Origin of the sequence: Spirosoma panaciterrae DSM 21099 (assembly GCF_000374025.1) — a bacterium.
Taxonomy (GTDB): Bacteria; Bacteroidota; Bacteroidia; order Cytophagales; family Spirosomataceae; genus Spirosoma; species Spirosoma panaciterrae.
The window spans coordinates 46703-66361 of sequence record NZ_KB893206.1 but is presented as its reverse complement, the minus strand read 5'-3'; the positions used below and the strand labels follow the sequence as shown (position 1 = coordinate 66361).

Sequence of the window (19659 nt, the reverse complement as noted above, 5' to 3'; positions counted from 1 at the left end):
GTGACCCCCAACCCCCGTCAGTACCGCATCCGGCTGCGCTACCGGGTGGGCGATTCAGGCCCCTTCACCGATGTGCTGGATAGTCAGAACAACCCCGTCGAGTATGAGCGNAGTGCCACGGCGGGGCANAGCCAGGTGCTGGGTCCGGTAGCGCTGCCGGCAGCCGCCCTCAACAAGCCGTATGTTCAGTTGTTGTGGCAGTACTACTGGACGGGTGTGGGCAGCAATGCCCGGGACGAGTTGCGCATCGATGAGATTGTGGTGTCTCGGGGGAGTTGTCAGAGTCTGGCATCGGGTTTGTGGTCGTCGGTGGGCACCTGGAGTTGTGGGCGGGTGCCTACTCTGTGCGATGTAGTCAAAATTGCGGACGGGCACACCGTTACCGTTACCATTCCAAACGCGACGGCAAAAACCATTCAGTTTGGGGCAAACGCCCAGCTCACGTTCGATAATGCCACCGCATCGGTTCAAATCCAGAATTAGCTCAGTAGTCGAGTGGGAGCGTTAAAACAGTTGGTTTCTGGGCCGGGTAGTTCGGTACAGGCTTACCCGCTTCATCGAATGCGTCCCACTGGCTGTTGGCAATGTAATAAAACTGATGGCCAACAATCGTGCCCAATGTAGGCTCAGTAGCCAGCGGGTGGTCAATATCCAGCGTATCGACCTGTTCAATGGCCCGTGACGATTTGGCCAGTCGAATTCGGCAAACCCGGTACGGCTTGCGTCGGTTCTGAATAGCGATCAGGCTATTCTGGTAATAGTATAGTCCATCTATTCCACTCAGGTCCACGGATTGCGTGCAGGATAGGCAGGTAACCTGTCGGGTTTCCAGATCAACAGCCAACAGGCCGCGACGGTAATCGGCTACGAATAAGGTCTTCTCATTTTCTGATAAAGCCAACCCCTGAAGCGAACGAAATAATGTATCGGTCAGAAAAGGTGCTATATCGATTGCTCCCGCATCCAGTCGGTAAATCCAGGGCGTACGGCTATCAGTAGTATAAACGGTTCCATTGCTGGCCAGCACCAGATCCCCTAACAGATGGGCTTTCCCATCCTCCCGAATTGGATACTTTTGTTTTAGCCGATTGGTTCGGAGGTCATAAGCAACCAGAGCCGAACGCCCATCCGTAGTAGCCGTAATGCCTTTGGCCTGCGGCAAAGCAGAGGTGCACACCCATAACAACCGCCGTTCGGGGTCTACTTTCATCCCGAAAACACCCCAGAGACGATCATCTGGCCGAGAGAACGTAACTGGCTCCCGTTTTTCAACATATCGGATGATTTTTCGCTCATGTACACTGCCGATATAAAACGTACTGGTTTTGGGATCATATGCAATGCCTTCCGTAATCAACCCCGTTTCGGATAGTTGAAAAGCCATCTGGCTATGATGTATCGTCGCACTGGCGGATTTCGGCATCTGCCCCGAAGCGGAGAAGTGGATGTATCCGGTTAGAAACACATAGCTAATGAGCAGGATGGAATAGCGCATAAGTTGTTGGAAAAAGTAAACATCATGCCGGGTTACGTATCTGGAAATCGCCCTATCAAACGAAACGCCCCGCTCCCCTAACCTACACATTTTTATCCAGCCAGTCCAATGCATGACTGGTACTATTGCGCAGAACCAGGCAACGGAATCCTCTAACTATTGACAGTATAAGAACCTGACAACCAAGCCCACGAACCATACTCATCCAGCAAAAACCCAAATTCATCCGCTTTTTTCTGACACTCGTCGGCTTCTATTTTCGGTCCTGTAAACTAGAATGCAACTTTGTTCCATCAGATCGCCAGAGCGGTCTACAAACGATTCATTTTATACGCCATGAAAAAAGTACTTGTTCTGATGCTGGGCCTGGTAGCCAGTACCGCATCGTTTGCCCATTCTTCAACAGCACCCGCTTCGGCTTCAGTAACCCGTGTTGTTATGACCAACGATCACAAAATCAAACTCTATGTACAACCCCTTCAGGCTAAAGGGCAGCTTGCCATTCTGGATGCCAATGGTCGGGCAATGTACAGCAGCAACGTGTCGCTTCAGAAAGGTTTGCACCAGCAGTTCGATTTTGCGAACCTGGGTACTGGCACATACCATCTTACCCTAAAAACGGATCATCAGACCATCACCAAAACGTTCGTCGTACAGGCAAATCCGAATGAGAGTTTTGTGATGCAGGACGTATAATAACTTCTTATTGAGCATTTCGCCTACCTGACGCCGTCGCGGTAAATGCTAAGCCGGGATCAGGGGTAAAGCAACCACAAATTGTCCTGTTTCCTCTCGCACCGATGGCCGGGGCTGGCCCAGCACTTCATACTTAGCCAGAATGTTCGTCAGGCCAACCCCATTCGAGGCCACTCCCTGCTTCTTCTTCTGGATATTGTTCCGAATATACAGATTGGCAAGGCTGTCGGTTTGAATTTCAACCGTAAGCGGTTTGTTTTTCAGGACGATGTTATGCTTAACAGCATTTTCAACCAGCAATTGCAAGGTAAGTGGCGGTAGTTGATACGTCTGAAAGCGGGGATCGACCTGAATAAATACGTGAAAGCCAGCCCCATACCGCGTCTTTAGCAAATGGGTATACGAATGGATGAAATCCAGTTCCGTTGCCAGGTCGGTCAGATCCTGTTCATTGGCCCGCAACACGTATCGATAAACCGAACTCAGCTCTTCGGTAAATACTTCGGCCTGCCGGGGGTCTTCGCCAATGAGGGTAAGTAATGAATTCAAGCTATTGAACAGGAAATGCGGATTGACCTGCTGTTTGAGGACGTCCATCTGCTGCTGCATGTGCAACTGCTTGAGCCGATACTCGCGCTGTGTACTTTCCCGCAACTGGTTATAGGTGAATATCGACTCATGGCAGCCTGCCGATGTAACGTTGGTCACGAAGCCAATCATCAGAACCCACGGTATGGTTTCGGGTTTGTACGGATAGCCAAGCTGATCGAAAATCCAGTAGATAGCCAGAATGGTTGACATCATAACGCCCACATACATCAGCATGGAATAGAGCAGCCGCTGGCCAAACTGATCGGGGCCTCCATACAAAAATCGCATGTATTTCATCCAGAGGGTCAACGATACAAAAATGCCAATACCACATAGGTTGGTGATGAGTGTAGCGCCCAGAAAAAGTGACCGATCATGAAAATAGGCCGGACCGAAAACGACATAGTTGGCGATGAATACGGCGGGGTAATTCAGCAAGTAGATGAGAAAATCGTATCGGTCAAATAGGACCCACTGCTTCATAGGACAAACAAATCATTTGTCATCAAAAATACGGCTTATATCGGCTTCACCAACGGAACAGATCAGCTAACTGGACTCTTCATGACAGAACCTGCTCCTGTGGCCTACTACCACACCGTCAGGTAGCGACGCTGCAACTCCGCTGCAATTCCCTTTCGTACCGCCTGACGCCCCAGCCAGTGCAAAACAGGCTGTAACAAGGCCATCAAACCCGTCATATACGTACCGCCGATCATAACTGTATATCCTAGCGCATAGGGACTTTTCGGTATCCCGTGGGCATTGGATTGGCCATCCCGGGCTAAACCATACATAATCTGGAGCGTTTGCTCAAAACCAGGACAGCCCGGTGCAATCCGGCATCGGAATCGGCAAGGCTGTTGGCTTTGGTTGAAAAACCGATGTTTACTAAAAGCCGGAGCCGTAGCCGACTCACCCGGCTTCAGCCGAATGATTTGCTGCCCCAGTTGGATACTCAATTCGCCTTCCAGGCAGGTAAACTCTTCCGAAAAATCTTCATGGTAATGCAATGGGTTTCCACCGCCAGCGGCTAAGGTTACCTCGACCAGCGTCTGGGCGCCATTGCTTTCACGGCTGGTTTCCAGAAAAATAACCTCATCTTTCAGAACAGGATTTATAATGGTGCGCCCCTTCTTTAAGGCAGCAATCTTCGACGTTTGCATACAATGGCTATTTTGGCCTGATGCAGCAAAGTTGCTCCCGAACGAACCGACTGCCGAGTATCAATTGCCTGAAGCGGTACTTATGCCTACTGAAGCGTCAGAGGCACTCATGAAATGAATTCCAGCAAAATTCTAGAAATATCATTATAGGTAGTAACTTTATAAAAAATCCATTTCCTACATCGAAATAAAGGCGAATTGGCGGGCGATTTACATAGCGAATGGCAGTCGGACGAACAGCTCTGGAGCGCCCTGAAACGGGACGATCAGGCTGCTTTTGCCGAACTCTACCAGCGCTTTTATGCGATCTTATACAGCTACGGATATAAAGTAGCCGACCATACAACGCTGGTAGAAGATGCCATTCAGGATTTGTTTGTCGACGTCTGGCGAATGCGGCATTCGATCGCTTTGGCACAATCGGTTAAATTCTATCTGTTTCGATCGCTCAGACGAAAAATCCACCTTCTGGGCAAAAAAGAACATGGTTTCGAAACCGAACTACCCGAATCCGATCATACAATTTCCAGCGACTATTCAGCCGAGCAAATACTGATCAGTCAGGAGCAGCAGTCGGAACTGATTGACCGTTTAACCCAGGCGTTAACGAAACTACCCCAACGCCAGCAGGAAGTCATTACCCTGCGCTTTTATCAGAGCTTCAGGCATGAAGAAATAGCCCAAATTATGGGAATTACTGAAAAATCGGTTCGCAATACCCTTCACAAAGCATTGAGTCATTTACGCGAACAGGCTCCTTACCTGGCTCCCTTGCTAGGCTTCCTGCTCTGGTGTCTCTCCTGAGCCAAGCTGACCTGATACGAACGGAACTGAAAATATTTTTCAAAAAACAAGGGGACATTTTAGGTCGACCGTTCTCTTCTCTTTTAGAAGTGCCGTTGTACACTACTCCCCTACCCGATACCTATGCCGAATTACCGTGATTATACGGTTGAAGAACTGGCTCAGGATGATTTTTTTCAGCGGTCGGTCCGTCAGCCAACCGCCGAAACCGATTTATTCTGGTCCGATTTTCTGGAGCACTATCCCGAAAAGCAAGCCGTTGTGGCAACCGCCAGAGCTTTTCTGCAGGCTGTCGGGAACATCCAGCGCTTCCCTACGCAGGAACAGGGCAGGCAAATGTGGGCGGGGATTCAGCGTCAGCTTCAGGACATTGATACAATTGAGCCAGCATCGGAACCCATACAACGCCCTATCGGCTTCCGGTGGGGGTGGGCGGCTGCTGCGGCTGTTCTTTTGTTACTAGGCTTCGGTTGGTGGTTTATAGCCAATACCCTTTCCTCCGACCGATCCGTAGTACAACATGGCTGGTCGTTCGCGACCAACGAACCGCTGGTGGAACAGACCAATGAAACAGGCTCTCCTCTTTCGGTTCGTCTGATCGATGGAAGTCGGGTGGTATTACAGCCTCATAGTCGACTTCGTCACCCGAAAACTTTCGATTCGGCAAAACGGGAGGTGCACCTGGAGGGAGAAGGTTTTTTTGAGGTTACGCACAACACCCAGCAGCCCTTCCTTGTATATGCCGGCAAGGTAGTGACGCAGGTGGTCGGCACTAGTTTTACGATCAAGGCATTGCCGAAAAACCCGACGCTATCGGTAGCCGTTCGGACCGGGAAAGTGGCCGTCTTTACTTTAAAAGCCATGTTGGAAGCCGCAAAGAATCACGGCAAAATCGCGAATCGGTTACTGTTGACGTCCAATCAGCAGGCTATTTTCGATACCCGAAGCGAGCAACTGACCAAACGGCTGGTCGACAACCCAACGCTCATTCAGCAACCCAGCACGAATCAGTATTTTGTTTTTGAAAATGCACCAGTCAACCAGGTTTTCCATAAACTGGAGCAGGCTTACGGCGTCACCATTCAGTACGATACCACCACCTTCAGTCATTGTAATTTGACCGCACCGCTGGGCAACGAACCGCTTTTCAGAAAGTTAGATATAATCTGCCAGACTATTGGCGCTACCTATGAAGTCTGGGGCACCCGGATTATCGTTTCAGGTCCCGGTTGCCCGGCTCCTTAATCAAATTTGTAAACCCTAAACCCCATCCTGATGAAACAACCGTAACCTCACACACAAAAAAGGCCAGACAGCCGGCTAATCCTGTTGCAACCAGCATTAACCCGATGTCCAGCCTTCTATCACGTCGCTCCTCTGTTTTCCGGCCTTGCAACAACCCTGAAAAAGCGGGGACGGGGATGTTTTTGCCCTCTGCTTTCTAATTCAATCGAACAAAAACTGGTTAAAAGTATGAAAAAATTCCGGGATTCCTTTACCCTCTTTACCCTTATGAAAATCACCTGTTTACCGTTACTCATTACTCTGGTTTCGGTCAGCCTGACAGCCGCCCGGGACGGTATGGCGCAGGATTTATTGAACCGACCGATTTCCGTTCAATTCGAGAATAGGGATTTAAAAACCATACTCCGTCGGCTCGAAAAAGCAGCCAACGTCAAATTCACCTACGTTCCTCAGGTCGTTGAAACGCAACAGAAAGTGTCGATCCGGGCCACCAATGATCCGCTCGAAACGGTACTGGAGCGGCTGCTAAAACCGCTGAACATCAGTTATCAGGTTTCGGGCAATTACATCGTGCTGCGAAAAGAACCGACCGGATCGGCATTGCCAGCACCCCCTATAATGGCTATCGACCAGCTTATTACGGGTACCGTTTCTGACGAAAAAGGAGAACCTCTGCCGGGGGTCAGCGTATTACTGAAAGGCACGCAGCGCGGTACGACTACCAACAGCCAGGGTACATTTCAGCTTGCTGTTCCTGAAAAGGGCGCTGTGCTGGTATTCAGCTTTGTCGGTTATCAAACCCAGGAAATTACCATCGGGAATCAAACTGTTCTTTCTATCCGCTTAGCTACCGACGACAAGGCACTCAGCGAAGTCGTGGTGATTGGTTATGGCGCGGTCAAAAAACGAGACTTGACCGGCGCCGTTAGCTCCATTGGAACCAACGAGCTAAAAGCGCAACCGATTTCTTCCTTCAATCAGGCGCTTCAGGGCCGGGTCAGTGGGGTTCAGGTCACGAATGCGTCGAACGCTCCCGGTGGTGGTGTTACCATCCGTGTGCGGGGGGGCAATTCGATTTCGGCCAGTAACGACCCGCTGTATGTCATCGACGGATTCCCGGTAACGAATCCGGCATCGGCACAGGGAGCTAGTGGATCGAGCAATTTCCCGAACGTGCTGTCGACCATTAACCCTAATGATATTGAGAGCATTGAAGTCCTGAAAGATGCGTCGGCTACGGCTATTTACGGCTCCCGAGGGGCCAATGGGGTGGTGCTGGTAACGACCCGGCGGGGTAAAGAAGGCTCGTCAAACATTGATTTTGAAGCGTATTACGGTGTGTCCAACATCTCCAAAATGCTCAACCTGGCTACAGCCGAAGACCAAACCGCCCTCAAAAACGAACAGTTGCGCAATCTGGGTTTTGCAGAACGATACGGCTATACCGCTGCTTATCCGAAAAAGCCATCAGAATATGGCATTGGCACCAACTGGCAAAAAGAGATTTACCGAGCTGCCCCCATGCAGAACTACCAGCTTTCGGCATCGGGTGGAACGGACAAACTTCGGTATCTGGTTAGTGGCAGCTATTTCAATCAGGATGGAATTGTGATTGCCAATAATTTCAAACGGTATACCGGACGCATGAATCTGGATGCAAAACTCAGCAATCGGTTGAAGATCGGCACCAACTTTCTGGTCACCTACAGCATTAACAACGGCATCAACGAAGCTGGTACCAATGGGCCGGTTGGTGCAGCCCGGACTATTTCGCCAGCCAGCCCGGTCTATGACGCTACCGGAAACTGGCAATTGCTGAACGTAGGCCCAGGCTCAGGCATGGCCAGTATACCTAATCCGGTTGCCGTCCTGCGTACCTCGACCAACGTACTGTATACCAATCGGGTGCTGGGAAATATGTTTGCCGAATATCAGATCAGAGACGGACTAACTGCGCGGGTCAGTGTAGGAGCCGACCTGCTCACCAGCCGACGGAATGTCTTTTACACCCCCCAAACGCTGGTTGCCAATACGTTAAACGGCTATGGATCAACCGGTAATTCCAGCAACGTAAACCTGCTGAATGAAAATACGCTGACCTATTCGCGAACGCTGAATTCCAATCATGCATTCGATATTGTAGCCGGGCTTACGTTCCAGTCGAACCGCGAGGATCGCGCGTATCAGGAAGTCCAGAATTTCGCTAACTATACACTGGGTGCCAACAACCTGGGCCAGGGTTCGGTACTGCTAGCGCCAACCACAACGGTACAAAAATGGGGATTGAACTCGTATCTGGGCCGGGTCAATTACCGATTTAAGGATCGCTACCTGTTCACACTTACGGGTCGGATCGACGGTTCTTCCCGCTTTGGCACTAACAACAAATATGGCTTCTTTCCATCGGGAGCCTTTGCCTGGCGGGTATCCGACGAACCATTCCTGAAATCAAGTCCGCTGATCAGCGACCTAAAATTCCGGCTGAGCTACGGCTTTACGGGTAATGATGGCATTGGGTTGTACAATTCGTTGTCTTCCTACGTGACCTCTCGTACCGTCTTCGGCGATACCGAAGTACTTACTACCCAGGCGTCTACGATTGGCAACCCCGACCTGCGCTGGGAGAAAACCGGACAGTTCGACGGTGGTGTCGATCTGGGTTTACTCAATAACCGCTTTCAGCTTACGGCCGACTATTACATCAAAACGACCACCGATCTGCTTCTAGCGATTGACCTCCCCGCCACAACGGGCTTCACCACCGTAACCCGCAACATCGGCAGTCTTCAGAACTACGGCTTTGAACTGGGCATTTCGTCGGTCAATACGACTGGCAAAGTCAAGTGGACAACCTCCGGTAACCTATCCTTCAACCGCAATAAGGTGCTAAAACTGGCCGATGCCGATCAGTATCTGGTTACCGACCCGAATACGGGCATGCAAACGATTGTCAAAGTAGGTGAGCCGATTGGCTCGTTCTACGGCCGGGTTTTCGATGGTGTGTGGCAATCGACCGATGCCGTCAAAGCAGCCGGAACGCTGGCGCAAACGGGCGACCTGGGTGGAGCCCCTCGCTTTAAAGATGTAAACGGCGATGGAGTTTTCAACAATACAACCGACCGGACTATCATTGGCAATGGCTTACCCAAGTTTATTTATGGGCTAACCAATACCGTTTCGTTCAAGGGGATGGACCTGTCGGTATTTATTCAGGGGGTGCAGGGCAATCAGATTTTCAACTACACCCGTAGCGTAACCGAAACCGATCCCGGTGCTACGCCTTTGAAAAGCTTCATCGACGACCATTGGCAAACAGAAAAACCGTCGAATAGCCGTCCGTCGGCCCGGCAGTGGAACATTTCAAATAGCTCCTATCTGATCGAAAGCGGCTCGTTCCTGCGGCTAAAAAACGTATCGCTGGGCTATCGACTTCCGCTCAAAACCAAAGCCATTAAAGCCGCACGGGTATATGTCAGCGGGCAAAACCTGCTCACGTTCACGCAGTATTCGGGCTACGACCCGGAGGTGAACTCGAACTTCAACAGTAACACCACCTACGGGATCGACAATTTCGCTTACCCGATTTCCCGCACCTACACAATTGGTGGCACCCTCACTTTCTGATCTCCGATTAATTGTCAAACGACACGATATAAACTTTATGAATGTCATGAATCGAATCATCTCTATACTGATCCTCCTGAGCGGTCTGCTGACCGCGGGCGGCTGCCAAAGCAATCTGGAAGAAGTTCCGCTTAGTTTCCTGAGTGAATCTAATTCATTCAACAATGCGGCCGATGCCACAACGGCTGTCAATGCCGTTTACGACCGGGCTAAGGCCATTTATCAGATGCCCATGATCATTCTGGGCGATCTGAGTGGAGAAGACCTATGGGTCCGCAGCGATGGCGATCCAGTTGCCAATGAAATCGACCAGTTCAAATACACGGCTTCTACCAGCTATTTCGATAGTTTTTATACCAGTTCCTATGTCACCATCGACCGGGCCAATCGGGTGATCGAAAACGTACCTAAGATTGCGATGGACACCAAACTCCGGGATCAGATTGTGGGCGAAGCCAAGTTTCTTCGAGCCTTACATTACTTCAATCTGGTTCAGGCGTTTGGCGATGTACCACTGGTCGTGAAAACGACAACCGACGTTGTCAATGTCAAGATTCCCCGCGACCCAACCGACAAGGTTTACCAACAGATCATTCAGGATTTGCAGGATGCCGAAAAAGTGTTGCCAGTCAGTTATACAGCCGCTGGCGAAATTGGGCGGGCCACGGTTGGCGCTGCCAAATCGATCCTGGCCAAAGTATACCTGACCCGTAAAGACTGGGCCAATGCGGCTGCCAAAGCGAAAGAGGTGATCGACGCCAAAACATACAGTCTGGTGCCGGATTTCAAGGACGTATTCACCCCGGAAAAAGAAAACGGGCCCGAGCATATTTTCTCCATTCAGTTTAGCTGCATCCAGCCTAAGTATGGTAGCTCGATGGCCGCCAATTTCGCTATTTATTTCAGCTATCCTATTAACCTGACAGGCGGCTCCTTTCAGGTAACCGACGCCTATGCCAACTCGTTTGTAGTGGGCGACTATCGCAAGCAGGTGGCTGTGATCACCCAGAAAACTCTGGCCGACGGTACAGTTGTGCAGTCGCGTACAGGTCCACACCTCGACAAATACTGGGACTACAATGCCTGTGGGTCTTCATCGGCCCGCAACAACTTCCTGGTCATCCGGTATGCTGATGTGCTGCTAATGTATGCCGAAGCACTAAACGAACTAAATGGCCCAGGTACCGAAGCCTACAACGCCATTAACCTGGTTCGGGCACGGGCACGAAAAGGGGCAGCCAATACGGGTCCACAGGATCTGGTCGGACTGACACAAGCGCAGTTCCGTGACGCGGTATTGCAGGAACGAAGCTGGGAGCTGGCGGGCGAAGGGCACCGCCGGTGGGATCTGCTCCGCACAGGAAAATTGCTGGCAGCCGCTCAGAAACAAGGTTATACGATTTCGGAGAAATACCTACTTTTCCCGATTCCGACTTTCGAGCGAGATGCAAACCCGGCCTTAACTCAAAACCCTGGCTTCTAATTCGATAGGTTGGTTATTCAGCTAGCCGTCCGTTGATGGCTAGCTGATTTTTCTCGGTTCTATTTCATCATGCATTTAACGAAATCAGTTCGTATGAAATCTATTTTATCAGTCTGTCTGGCACTGGTTGGCTGGGCCTTTCAGGCATTTATTCCGCATCAGGCCACTTCCTATGATGTTGTCGTTTATGGAGGCACACCCAGTGGGGTCATTGCTGCCGTAGCAGCCGCCCGCGAAGGTACCCGTGTTCTATTGTTAGAACAAACCCGACACGTGGGTGGACTCAATACCAGTGGCATCGGTACAGCCGAGTCCGAACACATGATCGAAGAAACCATTTCGGGGCTACCACTGGAATTTTATCAGCGACTAGGCAAGTTCTACGGCATCAACGGTCCTACCTTTTATTTTGAATCCCACGTTGCTGAAAAAACGTTTCTGGATCTACTGAAGGAAGCTCATGTAACAGTCGTGTACGATGCGTTCGTGCAATCGGCCACCAAGCAAGGAACCACCGTCCAGTCCATCACCCTAACTAACGGCAATCGCTACACAGGTTCCGTATTTATCGACGCTACCTACGAAGGCGACCTGATGGCTAAAGTAGGGGTTTCACATACGCATGGGCGCGAAAATCGAGAGCAATACGGCGAGTCGCTGGCGGGGATACGTTTTATCGATACGCCTATTGATGCCTCACCCTATGATGACAAGGGGAAGTTGCTTCCCGGTTTTGTCGAACGATCTACCCTGACGGAAGGGCAGGCCAGTGATCGGGTTATGAATTACAATTTCCGGCTCATGATGTCGACTCATGCGGATCGCCGTCCGTTTCCCAAACCAGCCGCGTATAACCCTAAGCGTTATTTGCTGCTCACCCGGTTGCTGAAAAATCATCCCGAAACGAAACTACGCGACATCATCGATATGTATGCCTGGAATTATCCGAAGGGCAAGTTTGAAACCAACAACAAGCAGAAGGCGGTGATTTCGCTGGGGCACTTCGGCGGTAATGTCGATTACCCTGAGGCCAGTTATACCCGTCGGAAAGCCATTTACGACGACCATAAAGCCTGGACACTGGGGCTGATGTACTACCTCGCCAACGACCCGTCGGTCCCGGATGCTTTACGTCAGGAAACGGCTTCGTATGGATTTAGTGCCGACGAGTTTACCGACAATGAAAACTTCCCGTATTACCTGTACATTCGCGAAGCCCGGCGCATGGTGGGAGCGTACATCCAGACGCAGAAAGATATTCTGGACGAACGAACAAAACCCGACGCCATTTGCCTGGGCTCTCATTGGATCGATAGCCACCATGTTCAGCGGGTAGCCGTTTCGAAAACCCAATTTGTCAATGAAGGGCGAATCTGGGAATCGATTACCAAGCCATATGAAGTATCGTACCGGGCCATTACACCTAAGCCTACTGAATGCACCAACCTACTGGTTCCAGTATGCGTATCCGCTTCGCATGTAGGGTTCTGTTCCTTACGCGTCGAATCGACCTGGATGCAACTGGGTAATAGTGCCGGTATCGCAGCAGCAATGGCGGTTCATCAGAAAAAAGCCGTTCAGCAACTGTCCACGAGCGAATTACAAACCCATCTGCGTGAGAAAGGTGTTATCATCAGCATCGACCACCAGGTCTGGAACGGAACTAAAGACATAAAATGAAGCCCGATTTTTCGGGGTCGGTTTCTTAGAACCGACCCCGAAAAATCGTCTCTATGTCTCAACGCCCAGCCATTCGTTTTCGGATGCGACTTAATGAAGGTCCCTGAATACCCAGATAAGACGAAATATGGTACAGCGGAATGGTATTATAAATCTCAGGATGCTGGGTGATCAGATCGAGATAGCGTTGCTCGGGGGTTTGAAAGAGAAAATCTTCGGTACGGGTCATGGCAATGTTGAATGCCTTTTCGGCCACCAGCCGACCAAACCGCTCCCACTGGTGCGACTGTTGATATAACTGCGTCAGGTGGTTAATGTGAATGTACAGAATCGTCGAATCGACCATCGACTCTGTGTGATAGCTGCAGGGCGTCTGATTAACGAAGCTTTTATACGACACCACGACCTGATGTTTCGAAAAGAAAAATACGTTCTTCTCTTCGCCCGTTTCATCATGTACGCAATACGCCCGAAAAAAGCCATCCAGCACAAAACCAAGGTGCTTGCACACGTTTTTGTACTCGTTGTAGAATTCCCCTTTTCGGTAGTGCTTCTTTTCCCAGTAAGGCCGCGAGCGGTCAAATTCGGCATCATCAATCCCCGCAAATTCGTGTAACGCGTATTTCAGCAAGTCGATATCGCCCATAATCCGTTCGCTATGAACACCTTATTATAAATATAACGATAAACTGAACGTACTGGGCAAGCGCATTAGAAGAAATCTCAAATAGTTCAATTACAGCAAAAAGCAATCGACGTATGGTCTGGCACTAAAACAGCTAATTCCCGCATAACTATAGGTAGGCTTCTACTTTAACGTCGAGCGTTAACAAACGCCAATAGGTCGCGATAGATGACGTTGTTTTTCCAGAACAATTGTGTGACCATGCCAACATGTTTTTTGTTGGGCATCCTGGTAAATTCATGGGTAACGCCCAGTTCCTGAAGTCGCTGAAGAAATCGCCGGGTACTTTTGATAATGCTCGGATACGTTTGATCGCCTACATATACCAGCATAGGGGGCGTATGGGCTGTTAGTGAATACAGGGCCGATACACTCCGCCAAATGTCTGGTTTTTTTCCGAACGGAATCAGGTAGTGTTCGTCGTCGGGGTAGTCCATCCGGCTAAGGTAGTCGAACATATCCAGCCCAGCCGGATCATCCAGAATAACCCCTTTGATCGGATTGTGCGTCATACCCACCTTCGCCAGAATCTGATCGTCGGAAGCCAGCAGAGCCGCTAATCCGCCACCTGCCGAATGCCCCATCAGAAAGATCCGCGACGAATCGCCCCCGTATTCGGCAATATGCTCCATCACCCAATGAACAGCCTGTGCACAATCGGCCGCCATATCGGGTACCTCAACGGCCGGGGCCAGGCGGTAATTGATCAGTACAGCCACTACACCCTGTTTGGCCAAACGGCGCCCTATAAACGCGTAGATATTCTTGTTACCGCTGTTCCAGCTTCCACCATGAATAAAAACGACTACAGGCTTTGGGCCGGAAGGGTTGTCGGTAGGCGCATACACATCCAGGCTATTGCGCTCAGCATCAAAGCCCGGGGCATTGGCCGGGCGGTATGTAATGTCTTTCGTACGCCGGCTGGACCGGGCAATGGCGTATTCGTTCACCAGAATCAGTACGGCAACAAGCGCAATCAGTACAAGGGGAATTTGCCAGAGCAATCGCAAAAGAGACATAATAGACAACCTCATCCTGAAGAATCAGCCGCTATACGTCGTGGCAGCCTGATGGACGATACGCCAATATATACCCCAAAAGCCAGGTTCTGGATTAATATTTTTTAATTCCAGCCTCACTACTTCGAACAAAGCTGATTGTAGGAAGCGACCATTTCGCCAAATTCACGCCAGTTACGACGTGTAGCCGATGGATAATTTCGGATAAACGCCGGACAGTCGCCGAAGAGTCTGTCGTGGACGGCTTCCATATCACCTCGTTTAGCCACCCAACTCGCCTGTCCATGCTTCAGAACGATATAGCTGAAATCCTGATGGTCGGTTTCAATGGTGAAGTTACCAAAGGTATACTCGGTAGTTTTCTTCCAGCCGGCGGCATCGAAATACAGCGCCACGCTACCCCCCAAAGGGGTCAATCGTTCCAGCAGCATCGGTTTTCCGTTTCGACGTGGATTGGGGACCCGTTCAAAGATAACCAGCTCACGGCCACGAGGAATATATCCAGTTGAGTAGGCAAAATCGGGAATCCGCTGGGCCACCAGCCGAAGCTCGTCTCCTTTCAGTTTGATTTTATCCGTGTCGCTGGTACGAATCACAATGCTGGCGGGCGAGTCGTTGACCAATGCGCCTATCCGCACCTGACCACGCAGGGTATCGTTCTGATGCGTCACTACGTAGCCATCCGTCCACTGGGTAATGGCCCCCAGTGGGATATATTGACCCAAACAAGGGCTGCCGATCAACAGAAAGAGCAAAGAGACAAACGGTTTCATGGATTGATACTGATTAGCGGGTATACAAATCTAATGAGTGGCCTAGGCGCCTGAAACGCTCTTTTGGGTGAACTGTCGAATACGTGCGATGAACTGCATGAATAGGCCAACAGACTACCGTTCTTTTCACGCTACTTATTGGCTGCTGGCCACCTGTTACCAACTCCAACTGGCCTAACGGCTGCCCGGCAGACTACCTTTACATCGGTTTACAACCCTTCCTCTTTTTTAACCTCTCCGACAACCAGAGGGCCCCTGCTGAACAGTCAATCAACCGTTTTGAACAACAAATTGTATGAACTCGCGCTTTCTTACCTTTTTCGCAGCCGGACTATTGATCGTTGGATCAGTGCAGGCGCAGTGTCCACCCACCCTGACGAACGAAAAATTGCACGGTATACTACCCGTAACGAATCAGGCCGTTACCTATACTGATGTCGTGGACTGCGGTAGCGCATCCCAGGCCGATTTGTTTCGGCGGGCGCGTTTATGGCTCATACAATCGAGCCATTCCACAAACGATGTAGTTTCGCTCAGTGACAAGGAAACCGGCGACCTGGTCGGTCGAATGACACAAACCGTAACCCTGCCCCGTACCGAGCATTCGGCAGGCGGTTTGTATACGTTCCGGTATAGCTTTATTGTGGAATGTGCCAATCGAAAATACCGGGCCACCCTTACGCAAATCACACTTGAAGAACCCGGAAACGCCCGGTCGACACCGATTGAATGGTATTGCCTGAAAGGCGACAAAGACCTTCAGGCTATTTACGCAGAGCTTGATAAACAGCTTAAAAACACGCTCGCTCGCTTCCAGGAAAACGTCAAAAATTACAAAACGTTTTAAGATGAACCGTTTGCTTCCCTTTTTGCTAGGCCCCGAACTCGTTTGGGTCGGACTGCTGGCCCTTACCGGGTTATTTATTTCGTTCAGCCAGCCGCTTCCGCCCAACGATCATGACAAACTACTCAATGCAGGCTGGTTTTTACCGGGTTTAGGTGTCCTGCTTGCGTTCGCTACGCTGTATTGGGTGCCAGGGGGGCAATGGTGGTGGCTCCTTCGGGTTGGACTCGCCAGCCTGATCGGGATTTTTCTGGTAGTCAATTTTCTGTGCGAAGCCGCCATCTACAACGACAGCCGGGACTCAGGGATTGGTTCTGCCTATATGCTGTTCATCGGGCTGGGTATTAGCGTACTGATTATTATCGGTATTATTGCTGCCATTTGTTTCATGGTCAAATGGCCTTTTCTGAACATCTTCAAATGGATGCTGATCGTACTGGCTGTTCTGATTGGCTTAGGTAGTCTCATTGGCTGGCTGGCTTCACTCGGCGGCAACAAAACCTAGTTCATCGACTCAGGTGTATGCCATCCGTTCTTCATTTCCTCGTCAGCTCTTCCTCCCATCAGGCTTAGCTTTTCCTAGAAAACCCGTCTGTTTGCCAACAACCAGGCTGTATTCCGGTTATTTTGGTACATATCAAGATTATACCATTGGTCAGTATATGGCCAGAACCGATTTTACGAAACAGCAATCCTATGGCAACGAAACGGGTGAAAGGATTCTTCTCAGATGCCTGGATTGTACTCCGTGATTCGTTCAATGGTTTTCAGAACGACCGTTGTTTGAAACTGAGTGCAGCCCTGGCATACTATACTGTTTTTTCGCTGGCCCCTCTTCTGGTACTGATCATGTCGCTGACCAGTATTTTTCTGGGCGAAGAAGCCATTCGTGGGCAGATTTTCTCCCAGATCAACGGTCTGGTGGGCAATGAGGCCGCCAAGCAGATTCAGGACATGATCAAAAGTGTGGGCCTGTCGGGCAAAACCAACACGGCACTAGCTTTTGGCATTGTGACGCTGGTGATTGGGGCCACTAGTATCTTTATCGAAATTCAGGATTCGGTCAACCTGATCTGGCGGGTTAAGGCCAAACCGAAACGAGGCTGGTTAAAACTCATCAAAGACCGGCTACTATCGTCGTCGCTGGTGGTTAGCCTGGGTTTTCTGCTACTGGTCTCACTGGTTATTAACGGGCTGGTGCTGGCGTTGAGTAATCAGCTTACCCGCTTCCTGCCGGGTTTGGGCGTGTATATCGTTATGGCCTTTAATTTTCTGCTGAGCACAAGCATCATTACGATTTTGTTTGGTATCATTTTCAAGGTGCTACCCGATGCAAAGATCGCCTGGAAGGATGTTCGATTGGGGGCTGTTTTCACGGCTTTACTCTTTATGCTGGGGCGCTATCTGATCGGTCTCTACATCGAAACCACCAGCACCAGCTCGACCTACGGAGCGGCTGGCTCATTGATCGTGATTCTGACCTGGATTTACTACACAGCCGCCATTCTCTATTTTGGGGCAGAGTTCACCCAGGCGTATGCGAATCATTTCGGTGTCCGCATCGAACCGGCCGATTATGCCGTGTATGTTGAACAAACCGAACGGGAACGGGATGTATCCGAGATTCCAATTGAAAAAAAAGTGGAACAGGCGAAGCAGTAGTTCTTCGGTTGAGAGTAGTCTGTCTGGTTCCAGGCCCTACTAAATCTCAAACGAAAACCTGAAAATATGGTATTGGATTAGCCAATCTCTAAATGATTTTAACATAAAGTAGTCCTATTTAGAGAAATAATCTTTTTTTTACACGCTAATTCCCAAAACCAACTTATCGCGCTGTTACAATGAACCAGCTTAACCAGACAGATTACATAATTTTCTTCCTGTATTTTATTGGCGTTTCCTCCTACGGATACTGGATTTACAAACAAAAACAGAAAACTAAACTCGATACCAAAGACTTTTTTCTGGCCGAAGGGTCGCTGACCTGGTGGGCCATTGGGGCTTCGCTGATCGCTTCCAACATCTCGGCCGAACAGTTTATCGGTATGTCGGGCAACGGCTTTACGTTTGGGGTAGCTGTTGCGGCTTATGAATGGCTGGCGGCTGTGGCCCTGATCATTGTGGCGGTGTGGTTTATGCCTATTTACCTCAAAAACCACATTTATACCATGCCGCAGTTTCTGAAAACGCGGTATAACGAAACGGTCAGCCTGATCATGGCTATCTTCTGGCTGTTTCTGTATGTGTTCGTCAACCTGACCTCCATTTTGTTTCTGGGTGCGCTGGCCATCAGTAGTCTGGTAGGGCCAGCTTCGTTTCACCCCATCGTTATCGGTCTGAGTATCTTCGCGCTGATCATTACACTGGGCGGCATGAAAGTGATTGGGTATACAGACGTGTTTCAGGTCGTTGTGCTGGTGATCGGGGGTCTGGTAACCAGCTACATTGCCCTAACGCTGGTGAGCCAGAAGTTCGGTCTGGGCAACGATGTACTGGCAGGTTTCTCAGCCATGATGAAAGATGCCGACGACCATTTCCACCTGATCTTCGAAAAGCCGGGACCCAATACGCCACAGGTTGAAGTAAACAAATACCTGACCGTACCGGGGATTACGATGTACTTTGCCGGGCAGTGGATCGTAAACCTGAACTACTGGGGCTGTAATCAGTACATCACGCAGCGTGCGCTGGGTGCCGATCTGAAAACCGCGCGTACGGGTATCCTGTTTGCGGCTATGATTAAGCTGTTTATGCCACTGATCGTTATGCTGCCTGGTATTGCGGCCTATGTGCTGTATAAAAATGGGGGTCTTCAGAACGAAATGGCCCCCGGCGGAAAACTTCTGGCCGACAATGCCTACTCGGCTATCCTGTCGTTCCTGCCCAATGGCTTGAAAGGCTTGTCGATGGCGGCTCTTACAGCCGCTATTGTGGCATCGCTGGCAGGTAAAGCCAACTCGATTTCAACAATTTTCACGCTCGACATTTACCACAAATACATTAAGAAGGATGCCTCCGAAAAGCAGTTGGTCTGGGCCGGACGGGTGACGATCCTGATCGCTATGCTGCTGTCCATCGCGCTGACCTGGAAAGATGCGCTGGGCATTGGCCGCGAAGGTGGGTTTACGTTCATTCAGAAGTATACGGGCTACCTCAGTCCCGGTATTTTTGCGGTGTTCCTGCTGGGCTTCTTCTGGAAGCGCACCACGGGCGCGGCTGCGGTGGCGGGTATCCTGCTCGGCTTCGCCCTGACCACGCTCTTCAACAACTTTGCTCCTGAGTGGTTCGGTCCTGAAACGATCCTCTACACGGCCTTCAAAAATGCCGATGGGGTATACGAAATTCCGTTCCTGGTGGCTATGGGCTGGGCATTTTTCTTCACCGTTCTGGCGATGGTATTGATTAGCCTGACAGGCCCGGCTGTGAATCCGAAAGCGTTCAAGATCGATACCAGCATGTTCCGTCTGCCACCTACCGTTACGGCTATGATTACGGTTATCATGCTGATTCTAACGGTACTATACGTTCGCTTCTGGTAATTAACCCAACATAAC

16 protein-coding genes are annotated in these 19659 nt (G+C 50.3%); 10 read left to right on the top strand and 6 right to left on the bottom strand.

The features are described 5' to 3' along the window. Positions 1 to 484: 484 nt before the first annotated feature. Positions 485 to 1495, bottom strand: coding sequence for an SMP-30/gluconolactonase/LRE family protein (locus B153_RS0125135; RefSeq protein ID WP_020599510.1), 1011 nt, complete (start codon positions 1493 to 1495; stop codon positions 485 to 487). 336 nt (positions 1496 to 1831) lie between these two features. Between B153_RS0125135 and B153_RS0125130 the strand changes: the two genes are divergently transcribed. After that, the gene (locus tag B153_RS0125130; RefSeq protein ID WP_020599509.1) at positions 1832 to 2191 is read left to right on the top strand and encodes a T9SS type A sorting domain-containing protein; all 360 of its coding nucleotides are present in this window, start codon (positions 1832 to 1834) and stop codon (positions 2189 to 2191) included. Positions 2192 to 2239: 48 nt separating this feature from the next. On the opposite strand, the gene B153_RS0125125 is transcribed toward B153_RS0125130, so the two are convergent. Continuing rightward, a complete protein-coding gene (locus tag B153_RS0125125) occupies positions 2240 to 3265 on the bottom strand; it encodes a sensor histidine kinase (RefSeq protein ID WP_020599508.1) in 1026 nt (341 codons plus the stop codon). Between the two features lie 107 nt (positions 3266 to 3372). Next, positions 3373 to 3948: a cupin domain-containing protein gene (locus B153_RS0125120; RefSeq protein ID WP_020599507.1), complete on the bottom strand. Its 576-nt coding sequence runs from the start codon at positions 3946 to 3948 to the stop codon at positions 3373 to 3375. A 198-nt stretch (positions 3949 to 4146) separates the two neighbouring features. Between B153_RS0125120 and B153_RS0125115 the strand changes: the two genes are divergently transcribed. From B153_RS0125115 to B153_RS0125095, 5 genes are all read left to right on the top strand, one after another. Further along, complete coding sequence (locus B153_RS0125115; protein WP_020599506.1) at positions 4147 to 4752, top strand: RNA polymerase sigma factor; 606 nt, start codon at positions 4147 to 4149, stop codon at positions 4750 to 4752. Between the two features lie 123 nt (positions 4753 to 4875). Further along, the gene (locus B153_RS0125110) at positions 4876 to 5997 is read left to right on the top strand and encodes a FecR family protein (RefSeq protein WP_020599505.1); all 1122 of its coding nucleotides are present in this window, start codon (positions 4876 to 4878) and stop codon (positions 5995 to 5997) included. A gap of 228 nt (positions 5998 to 6225) precedes the next feature. Further along, positions 6226 to 9621: a TonB-dependent receptor gene (locus B153_RS0125105; protein WP_020599504.1), complete on the top strand. Its 3396-nt coding sequence runs from the start codon at positions 6226 to 6228 to the stop codon at positions 9619 to 9621. Positions 9622 to 9667: 46 nt separating this feature from the next. Further along, the gene (locus B153_RS0125100) at positions 9668 to 11104 is read left to right on the top strand and encodes a RagB/SusD family nutrient uptake outer membrane protein (RefSeq protein WP_026262437.1); all 1437 of its coding nucleotides are present in this window, start codon (positions 9668 to 9670) and stop codon (positions 11102 to 11104) included. 93 nt (positions 11105 to 11197) lie between these two features. After that, on the top strand, positions 11198 to 12784 hold the full coding sequence (locus B153_RS0125095) for an FAD-dependent oxidoreductase (RefSeq protein WP_020599502.1): 1587 nt from the start codon (positions 11198 to 11200) through the stop codon (positions 12782 to 12784). A gap of 58 nt (positions 12785 to 12842) precedes the next feature. Here the strand turns inward: B153_RS0125095 and B153_RS0125090 are convergent, their stop codons facing one another. The 3 genes from B153_RS0125090 to B153_RS0125080 form a co-directional block, all read right to left on the bottom strand. Beyond that, positions 12843 to 13430 carry a Crp/Fnr family transcriptional regulator gene (locus tag B153_RS0125090; protein WP_020599501.1) on the bottom strand — a complete coding sequence of 196 codons (588 nt, stop codon included), beginning with the start codon at positions 13428 to 13430 and terminating at the stop codon, positions 12843 to 12845. Positions 13431 to 13597: 167 nt separating this feature from the next. Further along, the gene (locus B153_RS0125085; protein ID WP_020599500.1) at positions 13598 to 14488 is read right to left on the bottom strand and encodes an alpha/beta hydrolase; all 891 of its coding nucleotides are present in this window, start codon (positions 14486 to 14488) and stop codon (positions 13598 to 13600) included. A gap of 119 nt (positions 14489 to 14607) precedes the next feature. Further along, positions 14608 to 15261 (bottom strand): hypothetical protein, encoded by a 654-nt coding sequence (locus B153_RS0125080; RefSeq protein WP_020599499.1) that lies wholly within the window; start codon positions 15259 to 15261, stop codon positions 14608 to 14610. Between the two features lie 295 nt (positions 15262 to 15556). Between B153_RS0125080 and B153_RS0125075 the strand changes: the two genes are divergently transcribed. The 4 genes from B153_RS0125075 to B153_RS0125060 all read left to right on the top strand — a co-directional run bounded on the left by B153_RS0125075 (position 15557) and on the right by B153_RS0125060 (position 19644). Further along, positions 15557 to 16108, top strand: coding sequence for a DUF4468 domain-containing protein (locus B153_RS0125075; RefSeq protein WP_020599498.1), 552 nt, complete (start codon positions 15557 to 15559; stop codon positions 16106 to 16108). Position 16109: 1 nt separating this feature from the next. Next, on the top strand, positions 16110 to 16610 hold the full coding sequence (locus tag B153_RS0125070) for a hypothetical protein (RefSeq protein WP_020599497.1): 501 nt from the start codon (positions 16110 to 16112) through the stop codon (positions 16608 to 16610). Between the two features lie 191 nt (positions 16611 to 16801). After that, the gene (locus B153_RS0125065; protein ID WP_020599496.1) at positions 16802 to 17767 is read left to right on the top strand and encodes a YihY/virulence factor BrkB family protein; all 966 of its coding nucleotides are present in this window, start codon (positions 16802 to 16804) and stop codon (positions 17765 to 17767) included. A 179-nt stretch (positions 17768 to 17946) separates the two neighbouring features. Beyond that, on the top strand, positions 17947 to 19644 hold the full coding sequence (locus B153_RS0125060; RefSeq protein WP_020599495.1) for a sodium:solute symporter family transporter: 1698 nt from the start codon (positions 17947 to 17949) through the stop codon (positions 19642 to 19644). Positions 19645 to 19659: the final 15 nt, after the last annotated feature.

What these genes read in the sequence shown, in the direction of transcription:
- B153_RS0125135 (WP_020599510.1), bottom strand. Translation starts at nt 1,495, where the DNA reads ATGCGCTATTCCATCCTGCTCATTAGCTATGTGTTTCTAACCGGATAC.
- B153_RS0125060 (WP_020599495.1), top strand. Translation starts at nt 17,947, where the DNA reads ATGAACCAGCTTAACCAGACAGATTACATAATTTTCTTCCTGTATTTT.
- B153_RS0125120 (WP_020599507.1), bottom strand. Translation starts at nt 3,948, where the DNA reads ATGCAAACGTCGAAGATTGCTGCCTTAAAGAAGGGGCGCACCATTATA.
- B153_RS0125095 (WP_020599502.1), top strand. Translation starts at nt 11,198, where the DNA reads ATGAAATCTATTTTATCAGTCTGTCTGGCACTGGTTGGCTGGGCCTTT.
- B153_RS0125105 (WP_020599504.1), top strand. Translation starts at nt 6,226, where the DNA reads ATGAAAAAATTCCGGGATTCCTTTACCCTCTTTACCCTTATGAAAATC.
- B153_RS0125100 (WP_026262437.1), top strand. Translation starts at nt 9,668, where the DNA reads ATGAATCGAATCATCTCTATACTGATCCTCCTGAGCGGTCTGCTGACC.
- B153_RS0125080 (WP_020599499.1), bottom strand. Translation starts at nt 15,261, where the DNA reads ATGAAACCGTTTGTCTCTTTGCTCTTTCTGTTGATCGGCAGCCCTTGT.
- B153_RS0125130 (WP_020599509.1), top strand. Translation starts at nt 1,832, where the DNA reads ATGAAAAAAGTACTTGTTCTGATGCTGGGCCTGGTAGCCAGTACCGCA.
- B153_RS0125070 (WP_020599497.1), top strand. Translation starts at nt 16,110, where the DNA reads ATGAACCGTTTGCTTCCCTTTTTGCTAGGCCCCGAACTCGTTTGGGTC.
- B153_RS0125125 (WP_020599508.1), bottom strand. Translation starts at nt 3,265, where the DNA reads ATGAAGCAGTGGGTCCTATTTGACCGATACGATTTTCTCATCTACTTG.
- B153_RS0125090 (WP_020599501.1), bottom strand. Translation starts at nt 13,430, where the DNA reads ATGGGCGATATCGACTTGCTGAAATACGCGTTACACGAATTTGCGGGG.
- B153_RS0125085 (WP_020599500.1), bottom strand. Translation starts at nt 14,488, where the DNA reads ATGTCTCTTTTGCGATTGCTCTGGCAAATTCCCCTTGTACTGATTGCG.
- B153_RS0125065 (WP_020599496.1), top strand. Translation starts at nt 16,802, where the DNA reads ATGGCAACGAAACGGGTGAAAGGATTCTTCTCAGATGCCTGGATTGTA.
- B153_RS0125075 (WP_020599498.1), top strand. Translation starts at nt 15,557, where the DNA reads ATGAACTCGCGCTTTCTTACCTTTTTCGCAGCCGGACTATTGATCGTT.
- B153_RS0125110 (WP_020599505.1), top strand. Translation starts at nt 4,876, where the DNA reads ATGCCGAATTACCGTGATTATACGGTTGAAGAACTGGCTCAGGATGAT.